The organism is Allobosea sp., from assembly GCF_035944895.1.
Lineage (GTDB): Bacteria > Pseudomonadota > Alphaproteobacteria > Rhizobiales > Beijerinckiaceae > Allobosea.
Map to the genome: position 1 here is coordinate 1,121,936 of NZ_DASZAT010000005.1, position 25,158 is coordinate 1,147,093.

At 67.5% G+C, this 25,158-nt stretch carries 26 protein-coding genes; 11 read left to right on the top strand and 15 right to left on the bottom strand.

Going from position 1 to position 25,158, the window contains the following annotated elements; all coding sequences use genetic code 11:
- Positions 1–101 precede the first annotated feature (101 nt).
- Both VGV58_RS07625 and VGV58_RS07630 read left to right on the top strand, forming a co-directional pair.
- Complete coding sequence (locus tag VGV58_RS07625; RefSeq protein ID WP_326873367.1) at positions 102–1,565, top strand: DUF1800 domain-containing protein; 1,464 nt, start codon at positions 102–104, stop codon at positions 1,563–1,565.
- 2 nt (positions 1,566–1,567) lie between these two features.
- Positions 1,568–2,812: a DUF1501 domain-containing protein gene (locus tag VGV58_RS07630; protein WP_326873368.1), complete on the top strand. Its 1,245-nt coding sequence runs from the start codon at positions 1,568–1,570 to the stop codon at positions 2,810–2,812.
- A gap of 154 nt (positions 2,813–2,966) precedes the next feature.
- Here VGV58_RS07630 and leuD read toward each other — a convergent pair whose 3' ends face one another.
- The 6 genes from leuD to VGV58_RS07660 form a co-directional block, all read right to left on the bottom strand.
- On the bottom strand, positions 2,967–3,569 hold the full coding sequence (gene leuD / locus VGV58_RS07635) for a 3-isopropylmalate dehydratase small subunit (RefSeq protein ID WP_326873369.1): 603 nt from the start codon (positions 3,567–3,569) through the stop codon (positions 2,967–2,969).
- Between the two features lie 50 nt (positions 3,570–3,619).
- Positions 3,620–4,252 carry a LysE family translocator gene (locus VGV58_RS07640; RefSeq protein ID WP_326873370.1) on the bottom strand — a complete coding sequence of 211 codons (633 nt, stop codon included), beginning with the start codon at positions 4,250–4,252 and terminating at the stop codon, positions 3,620–3,622.
- 5 nt (positions 4,253–4,257) lie between these two features.
- Positions 4,258–4,716, bottom strand: coding sequence for a metallopeptidase family protein (locus VGV58_RS07645; protein WP_326873371.1), 459 nt, complete (start codon positions 4,714–4,716; stop codon positions 4,258–4,260).
- Positions 4,716–4,961, bottom strand: a complete 246-nt coding sequence (locus tag VGV58_RS07650; RefSeq protein ID WP_326873372.1) for a hypothetical protein — start codon at positions 4,959–4,961, stop codon at positions 4,716–4,718. The genes VGV58_RS07645 and VGV58_RS07650 overlap by 1 nt, the downstream gene beginning before the upstream one ends.
- Before the next feature lie 27 nt (positions 4,962–4,988).
- Positions 4,989–6,407 carry a 3-isopropylmalate dehydratase large subunit gene (gene leuC, locus VGV58_RS07655; protein ID WP_326873373.1) on the bottom strand — a complete coding sequence of 473 codons (1,419 nt, stop codon included), beginning with the start codon at positions 6,405–6,407 and terminating at the stop codon, positions 4,989–4,991.
- A 90-nt stretch (positions 6,408–6,497) separates the two neighbouring features.
- A complete protein-coding gene (locus VGV58_RS07660) occupies positions 6,498–6,674 on the bottom strand; it encodes a hypothetical protein (RefSeq protein WP_326873374.1) in 177 nt (58 codons plus the stop codon).
- Between the two features lie 152 nt (positions 6,675–6,826).
- Between VGV58_RS07660 and VGV58_RS07665 the strand changes: the two genes are divergently transcribed.
- Entirely contained in the window at positions 6,827–7,225 is a 399-nt protein-coding gene (locus VGV58_RS07665) for a hypothetical protein (RefSeq protein ID WP_326873375.1), read from the top strand.
- A 119-nt stretch (positions 7,226–7,344) separates the two neighbouring features.
- Here VGV58_RS07665 and kynA read toward each other — a convergent pair whose 3' ends face one another.
- Entirely contained in the window at positions 7,345–8,193 is an 849-nt protein-coding gene (gene kynA, locus VGV58_RS07670; protein WP_326873376.1) for a tryptophan 2,3-dioxygenase, read from the bottom strand.
- 109 nt (positions 8,194–8,302) lie between these two features.
- Here kynA and VGV58_RS07675 point away from each other — a divergent pair, with 109 nt between their 5' ends.
- Both VGV58_RS07675 and VGV58_RS07680 read left to right on the top strand, forming a co-directional pair.
- On the top strand, positions 8,303–9,505 hold the full coding sequence (locus tag VGV58_RS07675) for an aminotransferase class V-fold PLP-dependent enzyme (protein ID WP_326873377.1): 1,203 nt from the start codon (positions 8,303–8,305) through the stop codon (positions 9,503–9,505).
- A 56-nt stretch (positions 9,506–9,561) separates the two neighbouring features.
- A complete protein-coding gene (locus VGV58_RS07680; RefSeq protein WP_326873378.1) occupies positions 9,562–9,975 on the top strand; it encodes a hypothetical protein in 414 nt (137 codons plus the stop codon).
- A 17-nt stretch (positions 9,976–9,992) separates the two neighbouring features.
- On the opposite strand, the gene VGV58_RS07685 is transcribed toward VGV58_RS07680, so the two are convergent.
- From VGV58_RS07685 to rplS, 4 genes are all read right to left on the bottom strand, one after another.
- Positions 9,993–11,033, bottom strand: coding sequence for an HlyD family secretion protein (locus tag VGV58_RS07685; protein WP_326873379.1), 1,041 nt, complete (start codon positions 11,031–11,033; stop codon positions 9,993–9,995).
- Positions 11,030–12,610 (bottom strand): MFS transporter, encoded by a 1,581-nt coding sequence (locus tag VGV58_RS07690; protein WP_326873380.1) that lies wholly within the window; start codon positions 12,608–12,610, stop codon positions 11,030–11,032. Before VGV58_RS07690 ends, VGV58_RS07685 begins: the two co-directional genes overlap by 4 nt.
- 56 nt (positions 12,611–12,666) lie before the next feature.
- Entirely contained in the window at positions 12,667–13,116 is a 450-nt protein-coding gene (locus VGV58_RS07695; RefSeq protein ID WP_326873590.1) for a MarR family winged helix-turn-helix transcriptional regulator, read from the bottom strand.
- Between the two features lie 186 nt (positions 13,117–13,302).
- Positions 13,303–13,695 (bottom strand): 50S ribosomal protein L19, encoded by a 393-nt coding sequence (gene rplS / locus VGV58_RS07700; protein WP_092159431.1) that lies wholly within the window; start codon positions 13,693–13,695, stop codon positions 13,303–13,305.
- Between the two features lie 174 nt (positions 13,696–13,869).
- Here rplS and VGV58_RS07705 point away from each other — a divergent pair, with 174 nt between their 5' ends.
- Both VGV58_RS07705 and VGV58_RS07710 read left to right on the top strand, forming a co-directional pair.
- Positions 13,870–14,613: a sulfite exporter TauE/SafE family protein gene (locus VGV58_RS07705; protein ID WP_326873591.1), complete on the top strand. Its 744-nt coding sequence runs from the start codon at positions 13,870–13,872 to the stop codon at positions 14,611–14,613.
- Positions 14,614–14,680: 67 nt separating this feature from the next.
- Positions 14,681–15,469, top strand: coding sequence for an SDR family NAD(P)-dependent oxidoreductase (locus tag VGV58_RS07710; RefSeq protein ID WP_326873381.1), 789 nt, complete (start codon positions 14,681–14,683; stop codon positions 15,467–15,469).
- Here the strand turns inward: VGV58_RS07710 and VGV58_RS07715 are convergent.
- Positions 15,466–16,332, bottom strand: a complete 867-nt coding sequence (locus VGV58_RS07715; protein WP_326873382.1) for an NmrA family NAD(P)-binding protein — start codon at positions 16,330–16,332, stop codon at positions 15,466–15,468. The genes VGV58_RS07710 and VGV58_RS07715 overlap by 4 nt on opposite strands.
- A gap of 87 nt (positions 16,333–16,419) precedes the next feature.
- Here VGV58_RS07715 and VGV58_RS07720 point away from each other — a divergent pair, with 87 nt between their 5' ends.
- The 3 genes from VGV58_RS07720 (at position 16,420) to VGV58_RS07730 (ending at position 21,130) form a co-directional block, all read left to right on the top strand.
- Positions 16,420–16,764, top strand: coding sequence for a winged helix-turn-helix transcriptional regulator (locus VGV58_RS07720; protein ID WP_137884220.1), 345 nt, complete (start codon positions 16,420–16,422; stop codon positions 16,762–16,764).
- Positions 16,765–16,978: 214 nt separating this feature from the next.
- Positions 16,979–19,057, top strand: a complete 2,079-nt coding sequence (locus VGV58_RS07725) for an elongation factor G (RefSeq protein ID WP_326873383.1) — start codon at positions 16,979–16,981, stop codon at positions 19,055–19,057.
- A 354-nt stretch (positions 19,058–19,411) separates the two neighbouring features.
- Positions 19,412–21,130 carry an AMP-binding protein gene (locus VGV58_RS07730; RefSeq protein WP_326873384.1) on the top strand — a complete coding sequence of 573 codons (1,719 nt, stop codon included), beginning with the start codon at positions 19,412–19,414 and terminating at the stop codon, positions 21,128–21,130.
- A gap of 83 nt (positions 21,131–21,213) precedes the next feature.
- Here the strand turns inward: VGV58_RS07730 and VGV58_RS07735 are convergent, their stop codons facing one another.
- The 3 genes from VGV58_RS07735 to dapF form a co-directional block, all read right to left on the bottom strand.
- A complete protein-coding gene (locus tag VGV58_RS07735; RefSeq protein ID WP_326873385.1) occupies positions 21,214–21,783 on the bottom strand; it encodes a hypothetical protein in 570 nt (189 codons plus the stop codon).
- A gap of 73 nt (positions 21,784–21,856) precedes the next feature.
- A complete protein-coding gene (gene mtaB / locus VGV58_RS07740) occupies positions 21,857–23,134 on the bottom strand; it encodes a tRNA (N(6)-L-threonylcarbamoyladenosine(37)-C(2))-methylthiotransferase MtaB (RefSeq protein ID WP_326873386.1) in 1,278 nt (425 codons plus the stop codon).
- Positions 23,134–24,018, bottom strand: coding sequence for a diaminopimelate epimerase (dapF, locus tag VGV58_RS07745; protein WP_326873387.1), 885 nt, complete (start codon positions 24,016–24,018; stop codon positions 23,134–23,136). The genes mtaB and dapF overlap by 1 nt, the downstream gene beginning before the upstream one ends.
- Before the next feature lie 141 nt (positions 24,019–24,159).
- Between dapF and VGV58_RS07750 the strand changes: the two genes are divergently transcribed.
- Complete coding sequence (locus VGV58_RS07750) at positions 24,160–25,026, top strand: GyrI-like domain-containing protein (protein WP_326873388.1); 867 nt, start codon at positions 24,160–24,162, stop codon at positions 25,024–25,026.
- Positions 25,027–25,158 lie beyond the last annotated feature (132 nt).

Consider the following 25,158-nt stretch of genomic DNA (forward strand, 5'->3'; position numbering starts at 1 on the left):
CCCCAGGGAGCGGCGGCCTTTCGCGTTGCGGAGATGGCCGGGCTTTCGCCATAGTTGCAGTGGAGTCTGCAGCTGGCGACGCAGATGGCGGAGGCGAGGGCATGGCGGATTGGTCAGACCCGCGCTTGAAGATGCTGGCCCTGCAACGCTTCGGCCTCGGCCTGAAGCCGGGGCAGGGCGGAGCGATTGCAGATGTCCGCGAGCGCTTGCTCGGGGAGATTCGCTCTGATGGCGCTGCCCAGCCGCGTGTCAGCTTTTCCGGCGCGGCGCCGATCGGCCGGGCGCTCTATGCCTTCGAGGATGGGGAGCGCGCCGCGCGCGAGGCAAAGCGCGTCGCCACCCAGCAGGGTGGTGGGCGGCAAGCCATGGGGCAAGGCGTGCAGGTCGCGGCCGCATCGCCCATGCCCGGGCAGCCGCAAGGCCCGATGGCGAAACAGCCCGCGCCGGAGCCGCCCTTTCCGGCCAAGGTCTATCGCGAGGAAGCGGTCGCCCGCGTCCAAGGCGCGCTCGAGGCTGAGACCGGTTTCGCCGAGCGGCTGGTGCAGTTCTGGTCGAACCACTTCTGCGTCTCGGTCGCCAAGGGCAATTTCGTCCGCGCCATGGCCGGCGCCTTCGAGCGCGAGGCGATCCGCCCCAACATCTTCGGCCGCTTCGAGGACCTGCTGATCGCGGTCGAGAGCCATCCGGCCATGCTCAACTTCCTCGACAACCAGCTCTCGATCGGCCCGGATTCGCGCGCCGGCAAGCGCCGTGGCCGCGGTCTCAACGAGAACCTCGCCCGCGAGATCATGGAGCTGCATACGCTCGGCGTCTCCGGCGGCTATACGCAGGCCGACGTCACTTCGCTGGCGCGGATCATCACCGGCTGGACGGTGGTCGGGCGCGATGCCCGCCTCGGCTTCCCCGGCTCCTTCGCCTTCAACCCTGGCCTGCACGATCCCGGCGGCCAGAGACTGCTCGGCAAGGTCTACCGGCAGGAGGGCAAGGAGATGGGCATGGCGGCGCTCGCCGATCTCGCCCGCCATCCGAGCACGGCGAGCTTCATCGCCCGCAAGCTCGCCCGCCACTTCGTCGCCGACGATCCGCCGCAGGCGCTGGCCGCCGAGCTCGCCCGCAGCTTCCGCGAGACCGGGGGCGATCTTGCCGCGCTGTCGCGAACGCTGGTGACCTCGGAGCTTGCCGCGACCGCACCCGCGACCAAGCTGCGCACGCCGCAGGAGTTCCTGGTCGCCTCGTTCCGGGCGCTCGGCCGCAAGCCGGATTTCGGCCAGGTCGCCGGGCCGCTCGGCGTGATGGGCCAGCCGCTCTGGCAGCCTTCCGGCCCGGACGGCTATCCCGATACGAACGCAGCCTGGGCGACGCCGGAGGGCATCAAGACCCGCATCGACGTCGCCGCCCAGCTCGGCCGCCAGGCGGCAGGCGCGGTCGCCGATCCGCGCGCTTTGGTCGAAGAGGTGCTCGGCCCGCTCGCCTCGGCTCAGACCCGGCAGGCCGTGGCGCGGGCCGAGAGCAAGCCGCAGGCGCTGGCGCTGCTGCTGATGTCGCCCGAATTCCAGCGGAGGTGAGCATGGCCGCCGACGACGACGATTGCGAACGGATGACGCCCTCGCGCCGGGCCGTGCTCGGGGCGGCCAGCGCACTCTTCGCCTGGTCCTATATGCCGAAATTCGCCCATGCGGCGGCCGGTTCGCGCGATTCCCGCTTCCTGCTGGTGGTGCTGCGCGGCGCGCTCGACGGACTTTCCGCCGTGCCACCGCTCGGCGATCCCGGTTATGCCGATCTGCGCGAAGGCATCGCACTGGCTAAGGACGGGCCGGAGGCGGCGTTGCCGCTCGACGGCTTCTTCTACCTGCATCCGGCGATGCCGAACCTGGCGCGGCTTTATGCCGGCGGGCAGGCGGCGATCGTCCATGCCAGCGCCACCGGCTATCGCGAGCGCTCGCATTTCGACGGGCAGGACGTGCTCGAGAGCGGGCAGGGCGGCCCGGGCAAGACCGAGAGCGGCTGGCTCAACCGGCTGATCGCCAGCCTGCCGGCGGGCGAGGCGGTCTCACGCCATGGCGCGCTCGGTGTCGGTGTCGTCCCGCCTCTGGTGGTGCGCGGCGCGGCGCCGGTGCTCGGCTGGGCGCCGCCGCGCATGGCGCGGGCCGGCGCCGATCTCGTCCAGCGCCTCGGCGATCTCTATGGCGAGCGCGATCCCGCCCTGGCGCTGGTGCTGAAGCGGGCGATCGAGACCGAGCTGATCGCGTCCAGGCAGGGTGCCGAGCAGCCGCGGGGTGGCGGCGGGCCCGATAGCGCCGAGGGCATGAAGCGCATCGCCGAGGGCGCGGCAAGACTGGTCGGCGCCGAGGATGGCCCGCGCATCGCTGCGCTCGCCTTCGAGGGCTGGGACACGCATGCCAACGAGGGCGGCGCCAAGGGCCGGCTCGCGACGCTGCTCGGCGGCCTCGACGGCGCGCTCGCGACCTTCGAGAATGGGCTGAAACCCGTCTGGAAGGATACGGTGGTGATGGTCGTCACCGAGTTCGGCCGCACCGCCCGCGTCAACGGCACGGTTGGCACCGATCACGGCACCGGCACGGTTGCCTTCCTCGTCGGCGGCGCGGTCAGGGGCAAGCGGATGATCGTCGATTGGCCCGGGCTGAAGCCGGAACAACTCCACGAGCAGCGCGACCTGAAGCCGACGACCGACATCCGTGCGGTTGCCAAGGGCGTCGTCGCGGATCTCTTCGGGCTGTCCGGGCCGGTGCTGGCGGAGAAGGTGTTCCCCGGCACCGGCGGGTTGGCGCCGATGCAGGGGTTGGTCGTTTAGCCTCCTTCTCCCCTCGGGGGAGAAGGTCCGGCAGGGGATGAGGGCGGTCCGACTGGGTGAGACAAGAAAAGGGCCGCTCTCGCAGCCCTTCCCTCATCCGTCAGCGCTACGCGCTGCCACCTTCTCCCCCGAGGGGAGAAGGACGACGTAGGGCTCAAGCCCAGGCGCGGCCCTTCAGCTTCTCCTCATAGGCGTCGATCTTGGTCGACTTCTCCATGGTGAGGCCGATGTCGTCGAGGCCGTTGAGCAGGCAGTGCTTGCGGAACGGATCGATCTCGAAGCGGACCTCGCCGCCATCCGGGCCCTTGATGCTCTGGTTGACGAGATCGACGGTCAGCGTCGCGTTCGAGCCGCGATCGGCGTCGTCGAACAGCTTTTCCAGGTCTTCCTGGCTGACCACGATCGGCAGGATGCCGTTCTTGAAGCAATTATTGTAGAAGATGTCGGCGAAGCTGGTGGAGATCACGCAGCGGATGCCGAAGTCGAGCAGGGCCCAGGGCGCGTGCTCGCGCGACGAGCCGCAGCCGAAATTGTCGCCGGCGACCAGGATCTCCGACTTGCGATAGGCCGGCTGGTTGAGGACGAAGTCCGGGTTCTCCGAGCCGTCCTCCTTGTAGCGCATCTCCGAGAACAGCGCGGTGCCGAGCCCGGTGCGCTTGATCGTCTTCAGATACTGCTTGGGAATGATCATGTCGGTGTCGACATTGATCACCTTCAGCGGGGCGGGGGTCGAGGTCAGGGTGGTGAAGGGCTGCATGGCGGGTACTCCGGCAGGTCTTGTCTGTTAAGGTTGGAGCGACGGCGAAGTCAGAGCTGCGCCGTCAGGAGCTTGAAGCTGGCGAAGGTGAAGAAGGCGGCGAGGCAGGCTTCCGCCCGGCGGCGGATCCTGCGGTAGCCCGCCACCATCGAGGCGGTCGAGAACAGGTAGGCATAGGTCTGGTTGATCGCGAGCGAGATCGTCAGGCAGCCGAGGATGATGGCATAGAGCACCACCGCCGGCGTCTCGGGCCTGAGGCCGAGCGCGATGATCGCCGTCCAGCTCAGGATCGCCTTCGGGTTGGTGAGGTGCATCAGGTAGCCGCGCAGATAGAGGCGGCGGCCCGAGCCGCTGGCCTTCGGCGGCGGCATCTCCGCCTGCATGGCCGAGCGGGCCGAGCGCCAGGCCAGGAACAGCAGATAGAGTCCGCCGACGATCTTGATGGCGTAGAGCGCGCCGGGATGGGCAACGATCAGCGCGGTGACGCCGACGGCGGCGAGGATGCCCCAGGTCAGCGATCCCGTGGTGACGCCGAGCGCCAGCGTCATCCCGGCCTTGCGGCCATGCTCCATCGAGGTCGCCATCACCTGGAGATTGCTCGGTCCAGGGCTGGCGACGGCGATGAAGAAGGCCGAGAAGACCAGGGCCAGGTCCGGCAGGTGGCGGATCAGATCATCGAGCATCGTTTTTATCCCGCCGCCTTCTCGATCGCGTCCATGTCGTCGTCGTCGAAGCCGAAATGGTGGCCGATCTCGTGGACGAGCACATGGGTGACGATGGCGCCCAGGCTCTCGTCGTGCTCGGCCCAGTAGTCGAGGATCGGCCGGCGATAGAGATGGATGGTGTTGGGCATCTGCCCGGTCTGCGGGGCATAGCCCTGCTGCGGCAGGCCGATTCCCGAGAACAGGCCGAGCAGATCGAAGGGGCTCTCGGCCTCGAGCTCCTTCAGCACGTCGTCCTCGGGGAACTCGGTGACGTTGATGACGAGATCGGCGCAGAGCTTGCGGAAATCCTCGGGCAGACGGTCATAGGCCGCCTGCGCCAGGATCTCGAACTCGGCGCCCGAGGGCGCGCGCACGCCGTCCCAGTCGAGACCCTGCGAGGGCGGCGCCGAAGCGCCTGTCTTGATCGAGGGAACGGAGCCCATCACCAGATCTTCAGTTGATGCCCGAGCCACCAGGACAGGCCGACGAAGGCGATCAGCGAGAGTCCGCGGCCGATCCTGCGGCCCCAGAGCTCGATGTTGTCGCCTTCCGGCGCGTCCTTGCCGGAGAAGTGGTCGGCCGCGCGCCCCATGGACGAGCCAAGGAAGCTCTCATCATCGCGCTTGACGCGATCGAGCGCTTCCTTGGCCTCCTTGGCGCGAGCAGCTTCGCGGGGATCGGTGCTCATGACATCCTCCCGCGAACCCGACCCGCCTCAGCCCAGCGTGCGCACGTCGACGAAGTGGCCGATCAGGGACGCCGCCGCCGCCATCGCCGGCGAGACGAGGTGGGTGCGGCCGCGATAGCCCTGGCGACCCTCGAAGTTGCGGTTCGAGGTCGAGGCGGCGCGCTGACCCGGCTTGAGCTGGTCGGGGTTCATGCCGAGGCACATCGAGCAGCCCGGCTCGCGCCATTCGAAGCCGGCGGCGAGGAAGATCTTGTCGAGCCCCTCGGCCTCCGCCTGCTGCTTCACCAGGCCGGAGCCAGGGACGATCATGGCGTAGTCCAGGCTCTCATGGATCTTCTTGCCCTCGACGATCTTGGCGACGGTGCGCAGGTCCTCGATGCGGCCATTGGTGCAGGAGCCGATCCAGATCACGTCGAGCGGGATCTCTGTCATCTTGGTGCCGGCGGTCAGGCCCATGTATTCGAGCGCCCGCTTCTTCGAGGCGCGCTTGACCTCGTCCTCGATCTGCTCGGGATCAGGCACCGCGCCGGTGACCGAGATCACGTCCTCGGGGCTGGTGCCCCAGGAGACGATCGGCGGCAGGTTGGCGGCGTCGAGCCTGACGATGCGGTCGAAATGCGCGCCCTCGTCGCTGCGCAGCGTCTCCCAATAGCGCAGCGCCTCGTCCCAGGCGGCACCCTTCGGCGCCTTCGGGCGGTCCTTGAGATAGGCGTAGGCCTTCTCGTCCGGCGCGACCATGCCGGCGCGGGCGCCGCCCTCGATCGACATGTTGCAGACGGTCATGCGGCCTTCCATGGTGAGGCCGCGAATGGCCTCGCCCGCATACTCGATCACCGAGCCGGTGCCGCCGGCGGTGCCGATCTCGCCGATGATGGCGAGCGTGATGTCCTTGGCGCCGACGCCCGGAGCGGGCTTGCCGTCGACCTGGACCAGCATGTTCTTGGCCTTCTTCTGGATCAGCGTCTGGGTGGCGAGCACATGCTCGACCTCCGAGGTGCCGATGCCATGGGCCAAGGCGCCGAAGGCGCCATGGGTCGAGGTGTGGCTGTCGCCGCAGACGATGGTGGTACCGGGCAGGGTGAAGCCCTGCTCGGGGCCGACGATGTGGACGATGCCCTGGCGGATATCGAGCTCGTTGAAGTACTCGACGCCGAATTCCCTCGCGTTCTTGGCCAGCGCCTCGACCTGGATCCGGCTCTCTTCCTCGGCGATGCCCTTGCTGCGGTCGGTCGTCGGGATGTTGTGGTCGACGACGGCGAGCGTCTTGGTCGGCGCATGGACCTTGCGGCCGGTCATGCGCAAGCCCTCGAAGGCCTGCGGGCTGGTGACCTCGTGGACGAGATGGCGGTCGATATAGAGCAGGCAGGTGCCGTCGTCCTGGCGGTCGACGACATGGTCCTCGAAGATCTTGTCGTAGAGGGTGGTGGGGGCCTTGGTCGCAGTCATGGCTTCATCGCCTTCGGTATGGAAATCAGGTAGGGCCCTTCAAGGGCCAGCACGCATCGCAAAAGCCTGTCGCCGGCCGGACGGCCAGTCTCAGGCGTGGGTAAGGCCGGCTGCGAGCGAGGCCGTGAAACGGCCGAAGAAGCGCCAGGGCAGGCGGGCATGGTCATGCAGCGCGGCAAAGCCCTGGGTGGTCGGAAAACGGCGCAGGTTCAGCGTGCGGCGCATCACGCGCCGGACTTCGCCCCTGTTCTGCCGCTTCACCGTCATGACCCGCTTCTACCAGTTCCAAACTGCACGGGCAACGCGGCGGCGCTGTCGCAGCGGCAGGCGCGTAGCGCGTTCTGTGCAGGGCTGATATCTAGCGGCTCCGGGTGCGCTGCGAAAGGGCAGGCTGCGCCGGCAAACGGATTGGTGATGCGATGGCGCGCTTCTTCCCCTTCATGCTGCTGGCGGTCATCGCCTATGGCGTCACCGTTGCGGCGATGGGCGTGCCGCTCTCGCGCGAACTCCTGAGCATCGGGCTGCCCTCCGGCACGGCCTTCGTGCTGACGGTCAGCGAGCTCCTGCTCGCGATCTCGACCATCGTGCTGTTCTTCGAGATCATGAACGCGACCAGCGCCAAGTCGAGCTCGATCCTCAACCATGGCCTGTCCATGGTGGTGTTCATCGCCTGCGGGCTGATCTTTCTGTTCATTCCCGGTTTCGGCACCGGCACCTTCGTGATCATCACGCTGATGGCGCTGGTCGACGTGATCGCCGGCTATTCGATCAGCATCCTGACGGCGCGGCGGGATATGACCTTCGGGAACAACGAGTAACGCTTCCCGTCATGGTCGGGCTTGTCCCGACCATCCACGTCTTCGTTCCTAGAGAGCGGTATTCAAGACGTGGATGCTCGCGACAAGGGCGAGCATGACGTAGCAAGTGCGCCTTCGTCCTAAAGCTCACTGCGCAGCTGCCACAGCTCCGGGAAGAACGAGCGCTCCAGCGCCGTCTTCAGGAACTTGACCCCGCTGGAGCCGCCGGTGCCCGGCTTGAAGCCGATGATGCGCTCGACCGTCTTCATGTGGCGGAAGCGCCACTGCTGGAACTGGTCCTCGACATCGACCAGCTCCTCGGCGAGCTCGTAGAGATCGAAATAGCGGTGCGTGTCGCGGTAGATCGAGAGCCACGCCGCCTTCACCGCTTCGTTAGCCACATGCGGCTGGCTCCAGTCACGTTCCACGCACTCCGCCGGGACCGGCAGGCCGCGCCGGGCCAAGAGCCGCAGCGCCTCGTCATAGAGGCTCGGCGCGTTCAGCAATTCCTGTAGATGGGCGTGATGTTCGGGGTGATGCTTGTGCATCGCCGCCATGCGCGGATCCTTGGCGCCGAGGCGGAATTCAAGCGCGCGATACTGATAGGACTGGAAGCCGGAGGACTGGCCGAGCGCATCGCGGAAGGCGAGATAGTCTGATGGAGTCATGGTCGAGAGCACGTCCCAGGCGGTGACGAGCTGCGCCTGGATGCGCGAGACGCGCGCCAGCGACTTGAAGGCTGGCTGCAACTCGTCGGCCCGGATCGCGGCGATGGCGCCGTCGAGCTCATGCGTGGCGAGCTTCAGCCAGAGTTCCTGGACCTGGTGGATGGTGATGAACAGCAACTCGTCGGGGGCGTCGCTCAAGGGCTTCTGCGCCGCGAGCAGCAGGTCGAGGCCGAGATAGGAGCCGTAATCCATCCGCTCCTTGAAATCGGTCTGCATGCCCGGCTCGATCCGGCTCTGGTGATCGCCCGTCCCACTGGTCATGATGCCGCCCTCGCTCGCCTCGCGCCTTGACTGAGGGAAGGCACGAGATATTTTAAGTTTAAAGTATTTTGCCGGATCGGCAAGGCTGCGGAGCAGGATGATGGACCAGATGAGGACGGCTCCCGCAGGGCTCGGATTTCCGCCCTTCGACCTTTCCGCCGAGTTCTCGCGCTTCCGCCAGAACTGGCCGGCCAAGCTGCATTTCGCCGCCCACAGCCATCATTTCTGGCCGGACGTCACCCGCGAGGCACATTTGCGCGCCTGGGACGATGCTGCCCGCCTCGTCGACGGCAAGTGGCAGGAGGTGCTGGGGCCGGTCTGGCAGAAGGTCGCGCAGGGTGTGGCCCGGCATCTCAATCTGCCCGGCATCGACGGGCTCGTTCCCGCCAACAACACCCATGAATTCGTCAACCGGCTGCTCTCCTGCCTGCCGCGCGAGCGCAAGCCGCGCGTCCTGACCAGCGATGCCGAGTTCCATTCCTTCCGGCGACAGATCGAGCGGCTCGCCGAGGACGGGCTGATCGAACTCACCGTGGTGCCGGCCGAGCCCTTCGCTGGCCTGACCGAGCGGCTGGTCGCGACGGCACAGCAGGGCTCTGACCCCGACATGGTCTTCGTCAGCCAGGTCCACTTCAATTCCGGCTATGCCCTGACCGATCTGGAGGCACTGGTCGATGGCGTCAGCGCCCCCGGCCGGCTCGTCGTCATCGACGGCTATCACGGCTTCCTGGCCCGGCCGACCGACCTATCCGCCATCGCCGACAGGGCCTTCTACATCGCCGGCGGCTACAAATACGCCATGTCGGGCGAGGGCGCCTGCTTCATGCACTGCCCGCCCGGCTTCGCGATGCGCCCGCGCGACACCGGCTGGTATGCCACCTTCGGCGCGCTCTCGGGCGCGCAAGGAAGCATCGGCTATGCTGAGAATGGCTGGCGCTTCATGGGCGCGACCTTCGACCCCTCCGGCCTCTACCGTATGGGCGCGATGTTCGACTGGCTCGAGGCCAAGGGGCTCGACGCGTCGGCGATCCACGCTCATGCCCATGTCTTGCAGGCGGTTTTCACTGATGGGCTGGCAAAGCAGTCCTGCGGCGCACTCGCTTTGGAGAACCTGGTCGTGCCGTTGGACGAGCCGGCGCGCGGCAATTTCCTGACCTTCCGCCATGCCGACGCGGCGCTGTGGCATGAGAAGCTGAAGCAGGCGGGCATCACCGTCGATCTGCGCGGCGATCGCCTGCGCGTGGGCTTCGGGCTCTACCAGACGGAAGCCGACGTGAAGCTGCTGCTGGAGCGGTTGCTGACGTTGCGGTAGGCTCCATTCCCGATCAGCTTCAGTGTGCTGGTCGATCGAACGGACGGAGCTGACGCATGAAGACGCTGCCGGGCCTTGTGATCGTTGCCGCTCTCGCTTCCCTCGCTCCCGCCTTCGCCCAGGCGCCGCGAAAAGCCGTTGCCTCTCCGGCGGTGCAGCAGGAATTCGATGGTTTCATCGGAAAGTTCCGGGCAGCGCTGAAAGCCAATGATCCGGCAGCCGTCGCCGCCATGACGAAGCTGCCCTATATGGCCGACGCCTCCATCAGCAACGCAGCGCAGTTCCGCGCCAAGGCCTGGCCGCAGGATTTCACCGCGAAGAACCGCGCCTGCCTCCAGCGCACCAAGCCGGTATACGACCGCGACGGCGCCGGGAACGAGGTCTACGCCATCGCCTGCGGCGGCAGCATCTTCACCTTCACGAAGACATCGGCCGGCTTCCAGCTCACGGACGTCGATATCGCCGATTGATCAGGTCATGCGGCGCGTCAGCGCTGCGAAGTATCGACGCTGACCACCACCGACATGCCCGGCGCGAGCCGCTCGGCCAGGCCCTGGCCGGGATCGATCGCGATGCGCACCGGCACGCGCTGGGCGATCTTGACGAAGTTGCCGGTGGCGTTCTCCGGTCGGATCACGCTGAATTCCGAGCCGGCTGCCGGCGAGAAGCGCTCGATCGTGCCGGTCAGCCGGGCATGGCGCAGCGCGTCGACCGTGAAGCTCACCTTCTGGCCGATGCGCATGCCGGAGAGCTGTGTCTCCTTGAAGTTGGCGACCACCCAGACCTGGCTCGGCACCAGCGCCATCAATTGCGTGCCGGCCGAGACATATTGCCCGAGCCGGGCCGAGACTTCGCCGAGACGCCCGTCCTGCGGCGCGGTGATGCGGGTGTTCTGCAGGTCGATCTCGGCGAGATGGACGGCCGCCTCGGCGCCCTGCACCGCTGCTTCCAGCGAAGCCTTGTTGACGATGGCGCTCTGCACGTCCTGACGGGAGACGTCGACCGCGGCGTGGCTTGCCGTCAACGCGGCTTTAGCCTGGTCGAGCGCCTGCAGGCTCTGGTCGGCATTGGTCTGGTTGACGACGCCGCGCTCGCGCAACGGCTCGATGCGGCCCCAATTGGCTTCCGCGGTGCGAAGGGCTGCCTCGGCGCTGGCGACATTGGCTTCGCTGGCGCGCTGGCGTGCCTCGGCAGCGTGGCGGGCCTGCTCGGAATTGGCGAGCGCGGCATGCTGCGCCGCGAGACTGGCGCGAGTCTGCTCCAGCCGCTGCTGGAAGATTCGCTCGTCGATGCGAACGAGAAGCTGACCCTGCTTGACCGTCGCGAAATCCTGCACCGCCACCTCGGCGACATAGCCGGCGAGCTGCGGCGCGATCACCGTGACCTGGCCACGCACATAGGCGTTCTCTGTGGTCTCGATTGCGCTGGCGAAGGGCGGCAGCCGCCATGCGTAGAGGATGACGCCGATGCCAGCGAGGCCGACGGCGAGCGCGATATAGGTTGAGAGCGAGTGGACGATGCGGGTCATGGCTGGGGCGCGGGAGCAGGGGGGACGGCGGGAGCAGCGAGGCGTTCCCGCAAGCGCAGGACGACAAGGTGGGTGAGGAGTCCGATCAGCGCGCTGCCGGCGATCAGGGCGATCAGCAGGAAGGCGTCGTTATAGGCGAGCACGGTCGCCTCCCGGACTGCCTGCTGGGCGAGCAGGGTGATGCCTTCGGCCCGTGTCAGCCCGAGATCGGTCAGGATATGGCCATAGGCGCCGCCGAGCTGCTGGATGCGCTCGGCGACGAGCGGATTGGCCAGCGAGAAATGCTCGGCGAGCTGGCTGTAGTGGAAGCTGGTCCTCAGGGTGATGAAGCTGCCGAACAGCGCCGAGCCGAGCAGGCCGCCAATGCTCTGGGTGAACAGGAAGATCACGAAGAAGCTGAGGATATAGACCGGTCCGCGCGCCAGCGCCGGGGCGAGACCCTGTCCCATTGCCGCCGGCAGGAACAGGGCCGAGCCATAGGCCACCAGCGCCTGGCTGAGATGGATGTCGTCCGGCCGGGTCAGGCTGGTGGCGTTGCTGTCGAGGAGCGCGCCGGTCATGATGCAGATTAGCGACGCCGCGTAGAAGGCATTCTCCCGCCCGGGCCGCAGCAGTGCCGCGCAGGTGAAGCCGCCGGCCAGGATCGCCGCCAGGATCACGCCATAGAGCGGCAGGGTCTGCTCGTTCTGGAACCCGAGCGCCTGGAAGAAATTCGACGCGCCGACCGTCTGCTCGGCCAGCACGACGCGGAAGAGCAGCAGCACGGTGGCGTAATGCAGCGTCGCCGGGCTGGTCAGCCAGCGTATGTCGATGAGCGGGCTCTGGCGGCGCAGTTCGATGATCGCAGCCAGCATCAGGCAGGCGACCGCGCCGGCAAAAAGCCAGCCGAGCCAGGGCGCTTCCAGCCACCAGTAGATCCGCCCGAGCGAGAGCGCGACGGCGATGGCACCGAAGCCGAGCGCGATCAGGAGATAGCTGACGCCGTCGAGCGGCCCGATCACCTTGACCCGCGGCGGCGTCGTCAGAGGCAGGGCGTAGACCAGGCCGAATGCGACCAGCGCCAGCCCCATCTCGAACAGGGTCAGGCCATGGAAGCCGCCGATCTCGAGCAGGCTCGGCGAGAGCAGCCGGGTGACGGGGATGCCGAGCGTGGTGTTGGTCAGCGCAAGCGACAGGCCGACCGTCAGCTTCTGGCGTGGCTGCAGCGGCTCGATCATGTAGAGGAAGGCGAGCGAGGACAGCGGCGCGGCGGCGATGCCGCTCATGAAGCGCACGACCAGCGCCGATTGCAGGTCGTGCACGAAGAAATTCAGCAGGGCGGCGATCACGAAGCCGACGATGCTGATCTCGGCGAAGTTGCGCAGGCCGTACTGCATCCTGATCTTGATCAGGGCGATCGAGAGCGAAACGTTCGGCGCCAGATAGGCGGCGATCAGCCAGTTGGTCTCGGCGACGGTGGCGCCGAGATCGCCCTGGATCTGGTAGACATTGGTCGTGATGAGATTAGCGCCGACCTGCTGCGTCATCGCCAGCATCGTCGCGGCCAGCATGTAGGCGAAGGCCCGGGCGCGGCTCATGCCCCCAGGCGCAGGAGACGGTGGCGGTGCAGCTTGCGGAGCGGGGGAGGGCGTGTTCATCCAGCCGCCCCGCGCGTGGCGGCGATGTTCCGTGACATCCGGGAGAGCACGCGCAGCGCGATTTCCAACTCCTCCCTGTCGATCCCGTCGAGCACATCGGCGCGCAATTCGGTCAGGAAGGCAAGGATGTCCTCGGCCTGGGCGCGCGCCACCGGTGTCAGGAACACCCGCCGGGCCCGCCGGTCGCCGGGGGCGGCACGGCGCTCGATCATGCCGGCGCGTTCGAGGCCGTCGAGCAGGCGCACCAATGTCGGCTGTTCGATCTCGAGTAGCCCGGCGAGGTCGGACTGGATCGGCCCGTCGGCCTTGGCGAGCTGCATCAGGAGGCGAGCCCGCGACAGCGTCAGGCCCATGTCGCGAGCGCGCTCGTCGACCAGTGCCCTGAGCTTGCGGTTGGCTGACGCCAGCTCGGCGGTGAAGGTGGCCTGAAGCTCCGGGGAGTCCATAGCGTTCACATAAATAGCTTGCTAATGATGTGCTTACATAGCAATGACTGAAACGCATTGCAATTGCCATATCATGATATCGATATGCGTATCAGGAATGCCTGGCTATGCTCCTTCCACGGCGCAGGCAACAAAAAACGCGGCCCGAAGGCCGCGTTCCTGAAATCGTGGAAAAGGAAGAGCGGCTTACTTGCCCTTGCTCTCGCCCTTGGCCGGCTTGGCGTCGACGCGCTCGGCGATACGGGCCGACTTGCCGCGGCGATCGCGCAGGTAATACAGCTTGGCGCGGCGAACCTTGCCCTTGCGGACGACCTTGATCGAGTCGAGGTTCGGCGAATACAGCGGGAAGACGCGCTCGACGCCCTCGCCATAGGAAATCTTGCGGACGGTGAAGCTCTCGTTGAGGCCGCCGCCATTGCGGGCGATCACGACGCCTTCATAGGCCTGGACGCGGCTGCGCTCGCCTTCCTTGACCTTGACGTTGACCTGCACGGTGTCGCCGGGCTGGAAATGCGGGATTTCCTTGCTCTCGGCGAGCTTGGCGATCTGCTCTTTGTCGAGCTGCTCGATGATGTTCATGGCTATCTCCATGGCCGTGTTCGCGCGGGTAGCGCGGGCTTTCGGCTCGCTGTTTTCAGTTGAGGGCGTGGCCATACAGCAGGGCGGCGGCTTTGTCGAGACGCTGCGATGGTCGAGCCGGACCAGTTCCCGCCCATCTTGCGCAATGTCGCCGGCAGGGCCACGAAATTCAGCATGCCGGCCGAGATCCTGTCCTATGCCTCGCTGTTCACCCTGGCGGTCGGGCTGATCGCTGGCACCGTCGGCGGCGTGGTCGGGACCGGCTCCTCGATCATGCTCCTGCCGGTGCTGGTCTGGTCGTTCGGGCCGAAGCAAGCGGTGCCGATCATGGCCGTCGCCGCGGTGATGGCGAATCTGGCGCGGCTCGCGGCCTGGTGGCGCGAGGTCGATTGGCGCGCCTTCCTCGCCTATGCGCTGCCCGGCATCCCGGCGGCGATGCTCGGTGCGCGCACACTGCTGCAATTGCCGGCGGCGGCGATCGATATCGGCCTCGGCCTGTTCTTCCTGCTGATGATTCCCGGGCGGCACTGGCTCGCGGCGCGGCAGATCAGGCTCGGCCTCTGGCAGTTGGCTCTGGCCGGGGCGGCGATCGGCTTCCTGACCGGCCTCGTGCTCTCGACGGGGCCGCTCAGCGTTCCCGCCTTCGCCGCCTACGGCCTGAGCAAGGGCGCGCTGCTCTCGACGGAGGCCGCGACCTCGCTGTTCATCTATCTGACCAAGGTCGGGACTTTCCGTAGCTTCGGCGCGATGCCGCTGGCGATCTTCGCCAAGGGAGTCATCGTCGGCTCCTCGCTGATGCTCGGCGCCTTCATCGGCAAGGCGTTGGTGCGGCGCATGGATGAGCGTACCTTCCAGCGCCTGCTCGACGGGATGATGCTGCTCTCCGGCCTGTTCCTGCTGCTGGCGGCGTTTCGCTAGGCGCGCTTCCGGCTGGCCGCGCCGGGCTGTATGCAAGCCGCAGGGTTATGGATAGCGGAGCAGCATCATGTCCGAGAGTTCGATCAAGACCGCCCTCGTCACCGGGGCCGCGCGCGGGATCGGGCTGGCGACGGCCAAGCGCTTCCTCGCCGACAACTGGCGCGTCGCCTTGCTCGACATCGACGAGCCGGAACTCGCCAGGGCGATGGCCGATCTCGACGCGCCCACCGCGACGATGTCGATCGGCTGCGACGTCGCGATTCCCGAGCAGGTCGCCGAGGCGGTCGATGCGGTGGTCGAGCGCTTCGGACGGCTCGATGCTCTCGTCAACAATGCCGGCACCGCCGTGTTCAAGCCGCTGCTCGAGACGAGCTATGCCGAATGGCAGCGCGTCCTCGCGGTCAACCTCGACGGGCCGTTCCTGACGACGCAGGCGGCCGCGCCGGTGATGGCCGACAATGGCGGCGGCGCCATCGTCAACATCACCTCGATCTCGGGCCTGCGCGCCTCGACGCTGCGCGTCGCCTACGGCACCAGCAAGGCGGCGCTCGCCCATCTCACCAAGCAGCAGGCGGCCGAGCTCGCCGGCCTCGGCATTCGCGTCAACGCCGTCGCACCCGGCCCGGTCGAGACCGCGATGGCCAAGGCCGTGCATTCGCCGGAGATCCGCGCCGACTATCACGACGCCATCCCGCTTGCCCGCTATGGCGCGGAAGAAGAACTCGCCGAGGCGATCTTCTTCCTGTGCAGCGATAAGGCGAGCTACATCACCGGCCAGGTGCTGGCCGTCGATGGCGGCTTCGACGCGGTCGGCATCGGCCTGCCGACGCTGCGTGGTCAAAGGCGCAATCGCTAGGCCAGCAGACCGGCCAGCGCCTGTTTCAGCGAGACGCTGCCGCGGCGCGTCTCGCCGATCTCCTCGAAGCTGGCGCGGCCGGCGTTCATGGCATCGTAGAGCCCGGCGAGTTCGCGGGCATGACTCGCGCTCAAGCCCGCAGCGATGAGCCCCGGCTCCCACTCCTGACGCGGCGTCGCTACGGCCAGGACCGGCTTGCCGAGCAGTTCGGTCAGCGCCTGCGCTGCGTCCTCGGGCGAATACTCGGCCGGCCCCTTCAGGTTGACGATGCGCTCACCGGCATGCGGGCGAGCGAGCTCGACAGCCGCCTGCCGGCCGACATCGATCGCGGAGACGGTCTCGCCGGCGGTGTCGAGCGGCTGGCGCATGCTCGGCAGGATGCCGTGCTCGGCCGCGACACCAAGGACGCTGCCCCAGTTCTCCATGAACTCGGTGGCGCGGATGAAAGTCAGCGAGGGTGCCGCACCGCGCAGCGCCTGCTCGAAATCGTGCAGAGCCCTGACGATGCCGGTCCCTTCAGCGCGATGCGCACCGCTCGACGACAGCGCCACCACATGCGGCACGCCGGCGCGGCGGATCGCTTCCGCGATCATTGCCCCGTTCTTTGCCGCAGCGGCGAAGACATCCCCGGCGGCGTGCGGCACCGGGTTCAGGACGTAGACAGCGTCCGTGCCGGCAAAGGCTGCCGTCAGTGTTCCGACATCGTCGAGGTCGGCCTTGGCCAGGGCGGCGCCCTTGTCGGCAAGCGCTCCGGCTCGGTTCGGTTCCCGGACGATCGCCTTGACCGCATGACCGGCTGCGAGAGCGGCCGTCAACGCCGCGCCGCCCGTCTGTCCCGTCGCTCCCATGATCGCGAGCATCATGTCCTCCATCGGTTGATGGCGGAGGCATAACAGGGCAGTATCCAAAGCATAAGTACGCACAATTTTTATACTTGATTGGAGTAGCCGATGCGCCCCTCGCTCAAGGACATCCCCTATGTCTGGTGCCCGGTGGAGGCGACGATCGACGTGATCGGCGGCAAGTGGAAGGCGCTGATCCTGTTCCAGCTGACGCAGGGGCCACGCCGTTTCAACGCGCTGCGCCGGCTGCTGCCGCATGTGACCCAGCGCATGATGACCCTGCAGTTGCGGGCGCTGGAGGAGGACGGCATCATCTCGCGCAGCGTGCAGGAGACGGTGCCGCCCAAGGTCGAATATGCGCTGACCGAGCGCGGTTGGGCGCTGGCGCCGATCTTCGAGGCGATGACGCTATGGGGACAGGCGCATGGCGCGCGCCGGTCCGAGCCGGCCTGAGACTGCGGTTAATATTCCGCTTGCGCCGGCTCCTGAACGGCGCGAACCTGCCCTTCGACATCCCTCTTCGACGGCCGCCCGACCCAGTCGGGCCCGAGCGACCGCCGCCTCTCCGGCGTGGGCGCTTCACTTTCCGTTCCCGCCGGTCAACCGCCGCTTCGGACAGAAGGCTTTTGAAGCCTTGTCCGCGCGGCCAGAACCGAAGGAGGACGACATGGCTGCGACTTCCAGCACTGGAGGAAACCCGTCCGGCGTCAGAGCAAGGGGGCCGCGATGCATCGCGATCGTCGGTCCCTTCCAGAGCGGCAAGACCAGCCTGTTCGAGAGCATTCTGGAGCGTTGCGGCGCTGTTTCGCGCGCCGGCTCCGTCAAGACGAAGAACAGCGTCGGCGACGCCTCGCCGGAAGCGCGCTCCCATCAGATGAGCACCGAGCCCAATGTCGCGACAGTCGACTTCATGGGCGAGCGCTACACCTTCATCGATTGCCCCGGCTCCGTCGAATTCCTTCAGGAGATGCGCCATGTCCTGCCGGCTGTCGACGCCGCGGTCGTGGTCTGCGAGGCCGATGACCGCAAGGCGCCGGCGCTGGAGCTCGTGCTGCGCGAGCTCGAGGAAGCCGACATCCCGCGCTTCCTCTTCCTCAACAAGATCGATTCCGCGTCCCGGCGCGTGCGTGAGACGCTCGGATTGCTGCAGCGCGCCTCGCGCACCCCGCTGCTGCTCCGGCAGATCCCGATCTGGCAGGGTGGCATCGCCGTCGGTTTCATCGATCTCGCGCTCGAGCGCGCCTTCATCTATCGCGAGCACGCGCCGAGCGAGGTCGTGCCGCTGGCGCCCGAGGAGGTCGAGCGCGAGCGCGACGCCCGCTTCTCGATGCTGGAGAAGCTCGCCGACTATGATGACGAGCTGATGGAAGGCCTGCTCGGCGACATCGAGCCGCCGCGCGATCTCGTCTTCGATGACCTCGCCCGCGAGCTCAAGCAGCGCCATGTCGTGCCGGTGCTGATCGGCGCGGCCGAGCGCGGAAACGGTGTCACCCGCCTGCTCAAGGCGCTGAGGCACGAGGCGCCGTCCCTCGAGGTGACACGCGGCCGCATCGGCGTGGTCGACAGTGGCGTGCCGCTGGCGCTCATCATGAAGACTTGGCAGTCCGGCCAGGGCGGCAAGGTCTCGCTGGCGCGTGTGCTGCGCGGCCGGATGGCGGAAGGCGACGTGATCACCTCGTCCGGCGGCGTCGAAGCGCGCATTGCCGGCGTGCTCGAACTCAAGGGCGCCGAGCAGCAGCGCCGCCCGGCGGCGGAGGAAGGCGAGACCGTCGCCTTCGCGCGGCTGGAAGGCGTACGCACAGGCGACGCGGTCGCGGTCGGCAAGGTCCGGCCCGATGTCGTCAGCGCTCTGGCGCCGCCCGAGCCGGTCCATGCGCTCTCGGTCGGCGTCAAGGATCGCAAGGACGATGTCAGGCTCACCACCGGCCTCGCCAAGCTGATCGATGAGGATCCGGCGCTCGCTCTCGAGCATCGTGCGGAATTCGGCGAGATGCGCCTGTCCGGCCAGGGCGAGATGCACCTGCGCGTCGCGCTCGAACGGCTCGCCGGGCGCTACGGCGTGAATGTCGACAGCGGCGCAACGCAGATCGGCTATCGCGAGACCTTGCGCGGCAAGGCCAGCGCCCGCGGCCGGCACCGCAAGCAGAGCGGCGGGCACGGCCAGTTCGGCGATGTCGTGCTGGAGATCGCGCCGCTGCCGCGTGGCGAGGGCATCCGCTTCGTCGATCGCATCACCGGCGGCGTCGTGCCGAGACAGTACATCTCTTCGGTCGAGGCCGGGGTGCGCGACTACTGCCAGCGCGGCCCGCTCGGCTTTCCGCTCGTCGACATCGAGGTGACGCTGACCGACGGCTCCTACCACACGGTCGATTCCTCCGACATGGCCTTCCGCCAGGCGGCGCGGATCGCCATGGGCGAGGCCTGCCCGCAGGCCAGGCCCGTGCTGCTGGAGCCGATCCTGGCGGTCGAGATCGTGATCCCCTCGGATGCGATGTCGCGGGCTTCGGCGATCGTCTCGGCCAGGCGCGGCCAGATCCTCGGCTACGATGCGCGGCCGGGCTGGCGCGGCTGGGACCAGATCAACGCGCTGATGCCGGAGGCGGAGATGGCAGGGCTGATCGTCGAGTTGCGCTCGGCGACGGCGGGCGTCGGCTCGTTCAGCGCCCGCTTCGATCATCTCGCCGAACTCGCCGGCAAGCCGGCCGACGCGGTGGTCGCGGCGCAGGCGATGGCACTGGCGCGCTAGAGTCCCGTTCCAGCCGGCGCGGCAAATTGGCTGGAACGAAGGAATTTAGACTAAAGTCTATGAACTAAAAGATGATGACGGTTCCCTCGGCCAGGCCATTCCAGCCTGGCCGGGTTCCGCCCCGGCTCGCGGTGGTGCCTGGCTTGCAGGCTCGTCGAGCGCCGCCTTTACCGAGTTGCAGCAAGACGGTTTATATGTAAACTTTCTAGCGGCGGGTGCTTGCGCCCGCCGCTAGGCTTGCGCAGTGTAGCGTTGGACAATCAGAAGGTGCGGATCGTGGCCGGCTGGCAGCCGGGCGTCCGCCACGCGGCATCCAGGCCCGGCAACAGGGCGGACCGCAGAGGGAGGATGGGGATGACGGCTCTTTCCGTGGCTCAGGCGACATCGGATGCGCGCCCCTGGCTGGCGCATTATCCGCCGGCCGTGCCGCCGGTGATCGATGAAGCCGGGGTCGGCACGCTTGCCGACCTGATCCGCAATGCCTGCGAGACCTATGCCGATCGCCAGGCCTTCGAGAGCTTCGGCAAGTCGATCACCTTCGCCGAGGTCGGGCGCGCGGCGCGCGCCTTCGCCGGCTGGCTGCAGGCGCAGGGGTTCAAGAAGGGCGACCGCATCGCGCTAATGATGCCGAACATCCTCGCCTATCCCGCGACGATCTTCGGCGCGCTGATCGGCGGTTTCACCGTCGTCAACGTCAACCCGCTCTATACCGCCCGCGAGCTGACGCATCAGATCAACGACGCCGGCGCGCGGGCGTTGGTGGTGATCGAGAACTTCGCCCATGTCGTCGAGGAGGCGCGGCCCAATCTCAAGCTCGACGCCATCCTGATCGCCACTGCCGGCGACCTGATGGGCTTCAAGGGGACGATCGTCAATTTCGTCGCCCGCAAGATCAAGAAGGTGGTCAAGCCCTACGACCTGCCGGGTGCGGTGCCGCTCAAGACCATCTTCGCCCATCCGGGGACGATGAGCCCGGTCACGGTCGCGCCCGAGGATGTAGCCTTCCTGCAATATACCGGCGGCACCACCGGCATCGCCAAGGGCGCGACGCTGACGCATCACAACGTCGCTTCCAATGTCGCGCAATGCGCGCTCTGGCTCGGCTGGCAGCTCGAGGCGCCGCATGGCCGCAGTGACTACCAGCACGTCATGGTCACGGCGCTGCCGCTCTATCACATCTTCGCCCTGACCTGCTGCTGCATGTTCATGCTGCGCATCGGCGCCAAGGGGCTGCTGATCGCCAATCCGCGCGACATTGCCGGCTTCATCAAGACCCTGAAGGCGAGCCGGTTCACGCTCTTCTCCGGCGTCAACACGCTTTACAACGCGCTCGCCAGCCATCCCGAGATCAAGGACGTGAACTTCTCGGAGCTCAGCTTCGCCATCGCCGGTGGCATGGCGACGCAGGCCGCCGTGGCAAAGCGCTGGAAGGAGGTCACGGGCCGGCCGATCATCGAGGGCTACGGTCTGTCGGAGACCTCGCCCGTCGCCTCGGTCAATCGCACCGACATCACCGAGTTCACCGGCACGATCGGCTACCCGTTGCCGTCGACCGACTTCGCCATCCGCGACGCCGAGGGCAACGACGTGCCGGTCGGCGAGCCCGGCGAGATCTGCATCCACGGGCCGCAGGTGATGGCCGGCTACTGGAACCGGCCGGACGAGACCGCCAAGGTGATGACGGCGGATGGCTATTTCCGCTCCGGCGACGTCGGCGTCTTCCTGCCGGATGGGCAGATCAAGGTCGTCGACCGGATGAAGGACATGGTCCTGGTCTCCGGCTTCAATGTCTACCCGAACGAGGTCGAGGACGTGCTCGCCAAGCACCCCGGCGTGCTCGAATCGGCCGTCATCGGCCTGCCGGACGAGCATTCCGGCGAGGCTGTGACCGCCTTCGTGGTGAAACGGGACACGGCCGTCACGGCCGAGGAGCTGCGCGCCTTCTGCAAGGAGAACCTCACCGGCTACAAGGTCCCCAGGCAAATCATCTTCCGCGACGCTTTGCCGAAGACCAATGTCGGCAAGGTGCTGCGCCGGGCGCTGCGCGAGGAGATCGCCGCGCAGAAGGGTTGAGCGGTTTCGGTTCCAAAGCTTTCATCCTGAGGAGGCCGCGCAAGCGGCCGTCTCGAAGGATGTTCCAGGAGGCTGAAAGGCGCTTATTCCGGCGCGTGGATCGTAGCGCGCAGCGCCTTGAGCAGCGGCAGCGCGGTGGCCAGCCCCGTCTGGTCGGTCGCGCAGATCAGCGCCGTCCGGCCTTTGGCGGTCTCCAGGGTCGAGGCGAACATGCGCACACCTTGCGCGTTCGGTCCGGCCTTGGGCGTCACGATCAGCTCGATGCCGTTGAAGCCCTGATGCTCGAACAGCTTGAGGTCGGACACGGTGCCAATCGTTTCGAACATCGTGCGATAGAGCTGCTGCCACTCCGGCCTGGCCATCTGCGCGTTGATGACCTTGCGAGTCAGCTGGGCGTTCTGCGCCGCGGGCTTGAAGCCGAGTGTGCAGAGCTGGCCGTTGCTGTTCACCGCCTTCGGCGTACCGGTCTTCGAGCTGATATCGATCGTCACATCGAAGAGCGGGTGCGGCTGGCCGGCTTCGGCCTTGAAGCCGGCCGGTGGCGAAACCGAGAGGCCGCTGACGGAATCGCCATACGACTGCGCTGCAGCGCCGCCGGCGGACAGGAGGGTGGCGAGGGCGGCCGACAGGCGAAGCGATCTGATCATGGTCACGGGCTAGTTCCCGATTGCGACGGCAGCGAGACGGATGAAGCGCAGCCGGCTATGGCCGTGGAGGGAAGCCCGGTCAAGCCGCCAGCAGCGATTTGCCACTTTGGGCATGGGCGGTCACCGGCAGGATCTGCCCGGGCGCGACGCCGTGCCCGAAGCGCACCAGCGTGAAGTCCTCGGCTCGGCCGGTATCGCCGCGCTCGGTCAGGACCGAGAGCGGCCGGCCGATCCGGGCGAAAAGATGCCGGGTGTGCGCTGCTTCCGCTGCCTCGCGCAAACGGGCCGCGCGCTCCTTGATCTCGCCGCCGGGGACCTGCGGCATGCGCGCCGCGGGCGTGCCGGGCCGCGGCGAAAACGGGAAGCCGTGGACATAGGACAGGCCGCACTCCTCGATCAGCGCGAGCGTGCGCGAGAACATCGCCTCGTCCTCGGTCGGGAAGCCCGCGATCAGGTCGGCGCCGAAGACGATGTCGGGGCGCAGGGCGCGCATCTGAGCGCAGAAATTCACGGCCTCGCTGCGGCTATGGCGGCGCTTCATCCGCTTCAGCACCAGATCGTCGCCCGATTGCAGCGAGAGGTGCAGATGCGGCATCAGCCGCGGCTCTCCTGCGATCAAGTCGCGCAGATCGTCGTCGACCTCGACCGCGTCGAGCGAGGACAGGCGCAAACGCTTCAGCTCGGGCAGCGCGGCGAGGATAGCGCCGACGAGCGCGCCGAGCGTCGGCCCGCCCGGCCGCTCCCGCCCATAGCTCGTCAGGTCGACCCCGGTCAGCACGATCTCGCTGGCGCCATCCGCCACGAGCCGGCGCGCCTGGGTGACGACCTCGGCGACGGGCGAGGAGCGCGCATTGCCGCGCCCGAGCGGGATGACGCAGAAGGTGCAGCGATGGTCGCAGCCGTTCTGCACCTGCAGGAAGCCGCGCGTGTGCAGGCCGAGCGCCTGCGTGCGGTGAGGGGTAGCATCGCGCGCCTGCATGATGTCGCCGACGGCGATCTTGGCGGTCGGATCGTCGTTCCTATCCGTGGCCCGCAGGCTGTTGGAGCTTGCAAGCGTCCGCCAGCTCGCCGCGTCGAGCTTTTCGGCATTGCCGAGCACCCGCGCCACCTCCGGCATGGCGGCGAAGCGCGCCGGCTCGATCTGCGCGGCACAGCCGGTGACCACGATCGGTCGCTCCGGCTTCTCACGGGCCAGCCGGCGGATCGCCTGGCCGGCCTGGCGCACGGCTTCCGCGGTCACTGCGCAGCTGTTGATCACCACGACGTCGGAGAGGCCGGCGGCGCGCGCCTGCCGCTCGATCGTTTCGCTCTCGACGAGGTTCAGTCGGCAGCCGAAGGTGACGAGCTCGACGCCCATCAGGCGACGGCGGCGAAGAGCCCGGGCTCCAGCGCGCCGTCCCAGTCGAGCGCGGCCGGCCCGGTCATCAGCACATGGCCGTCGCTCTCGCGCCATTCGATTACGAGGTCGCCACCGGGCAGGCTGACGGTCGCCTTGCGCTCCGAAAGCTCGCGGCGCACGGCCGCGACCAGCGCCGCGCAGGCGCCTGAGCCGCAGGCGCGGGTGATGCCGGCGCCGCGCTCCCAGACCCGCAGGACGATGTGGTCCGGCGCCTTGACGGCGGCAAGGCCGATATTGGCGCGATCCGGGAAGATCGGATGGTTCTCCAGCAGCGGGCCGATCTGCTGGAGATTGAAGCGATAGGGATCGTCGACGAAGAAGACGGCGTGCGGGTTGCCCATGCTGACGGCGCAGGGTGTGTGCAGGATCGGATCGTCGATCGGCCCGATCTGCAATTCGAAGCGGCTGGTGTCATCGAAGGGCTCGGCCAGCGGAATCTCGTTCCAGGCCAGGCGTGGCGCGCCCATGTCGACGGTGAAGACGGCCTCCGACAGGCGCGCCACTGGCAGCAGCCCGGCCTTGGTCTGCAGCAGGAGCCCGTCGCGGCCGGCCTGGCCCATCTCAGGATCGGCGGTCATCGCCCAGGCGACGCAGCGCGTGCCGTTGCCGCAGGCGCCGGCCTCGGAGCCATCGGTGTTGTAGATGCGGACATAGGCGTCGATGCCAGCCGCCTTGGCGTCGTGCAGGACCATCAACTGGTCGAAGCGGGTGCGCTCCTGGCTCGCGATCGCACGCGCCTCGGTCTCGGAGACGATATGCTTCGTTCCGCGCAGATCGAGCACGGTGATCTCGTTGCCGAGCCCGTTCATCTTGAGGAACCGGCGATTGGCGAGGGCGTTCATATCGTCACAAGTCCATGATGCTGGCGGTATATGAGCGCGATGCCGAAAAATTGCCACCCTTCGCGATCTTCCTGCCGTAACGGGATCATCGTAGCTTGCGGCACGGCGCGAATCGATCGTGTCAGCTCGGGATATTCGGGTATGCGGCAGTCGAGTTTCAGCGCGCTCTTACTTGCGCTCGCCTTTGCCTATCCGGCCGCCGCGCAGACGCGCGTGGCGCCGCCGACTGCCGTGGAGAGCACGCCGCTCGCGGCTCCGCCGGGAACGGCGACGCCGGTACAGAATGCCCAGCCGGCCCAGCAAGTGCCGACCCAGAACCAGGGCAACCAGCCGGCCCAGGCCGAGCCGCAGCCGGTGCAGCCGGCGCCGGCGCCGCAATCACCCGTGACGCCGCAGCCGGTGCAGCCAGCTCCCCAGGCGCCGGCCGAGCCGCAGCCCGTCCAGCCGCCGCCGACCCTGCCCAGCCCGCAGCCGGCCCCGCCTGTGCAGCAACAGCAGACCGGCACGCCCGACTCGAATGCGACGCTCGCCGGCAAGAAGGGCGACCCCTCCGATGTCGATGAGATTCAGCTGACGGCCAAGCCCGTATTGTTATTCGCTGGGCAGGCGAGCTGGGACCAGGGTTTCCAGAAGCTGGGTGAGACCATCGCTCTCCTGCGGGCGGAGGCCGACAAGGCCGGGCTCAAGGTCGCCGGGCGCCCCTTAAGCCTCTTCGTCGAGACCGATGACAACGGCTTCAAATTCGAGGCGATGCTGCCGGTCGACAAGGCGGCGGCCGCGCCGCTGGCGAATGGCGTGCGCAATGGGCAGTCACCGGTCGGCCGAGCCCTGCGCTTCGTCCACACCGCGCCCTATGACGATATCGATTCGACCTATGAGACGATCACGGCCTATCTCGAGGCCAAGAACATCGTCGTTAAGGACGCCTTCCTCGAGGAGTATGTCAGCGATCTCAAGGACGCGGGCGACCCGAACCTCGAGATCAACGTCTACGTCCAGCCGAAATAGATTAGCGGAAAGGCTGCGGTCATTCCGGACAAGCGGCGTAGCCGCACAGTTCCGGAAGCCATCGGAGAGCGCAGTTCCCTATGATGGATTCCGGCGCTCCGCTTCGCTGCGGCCGGAATGACGGAGTGTTTT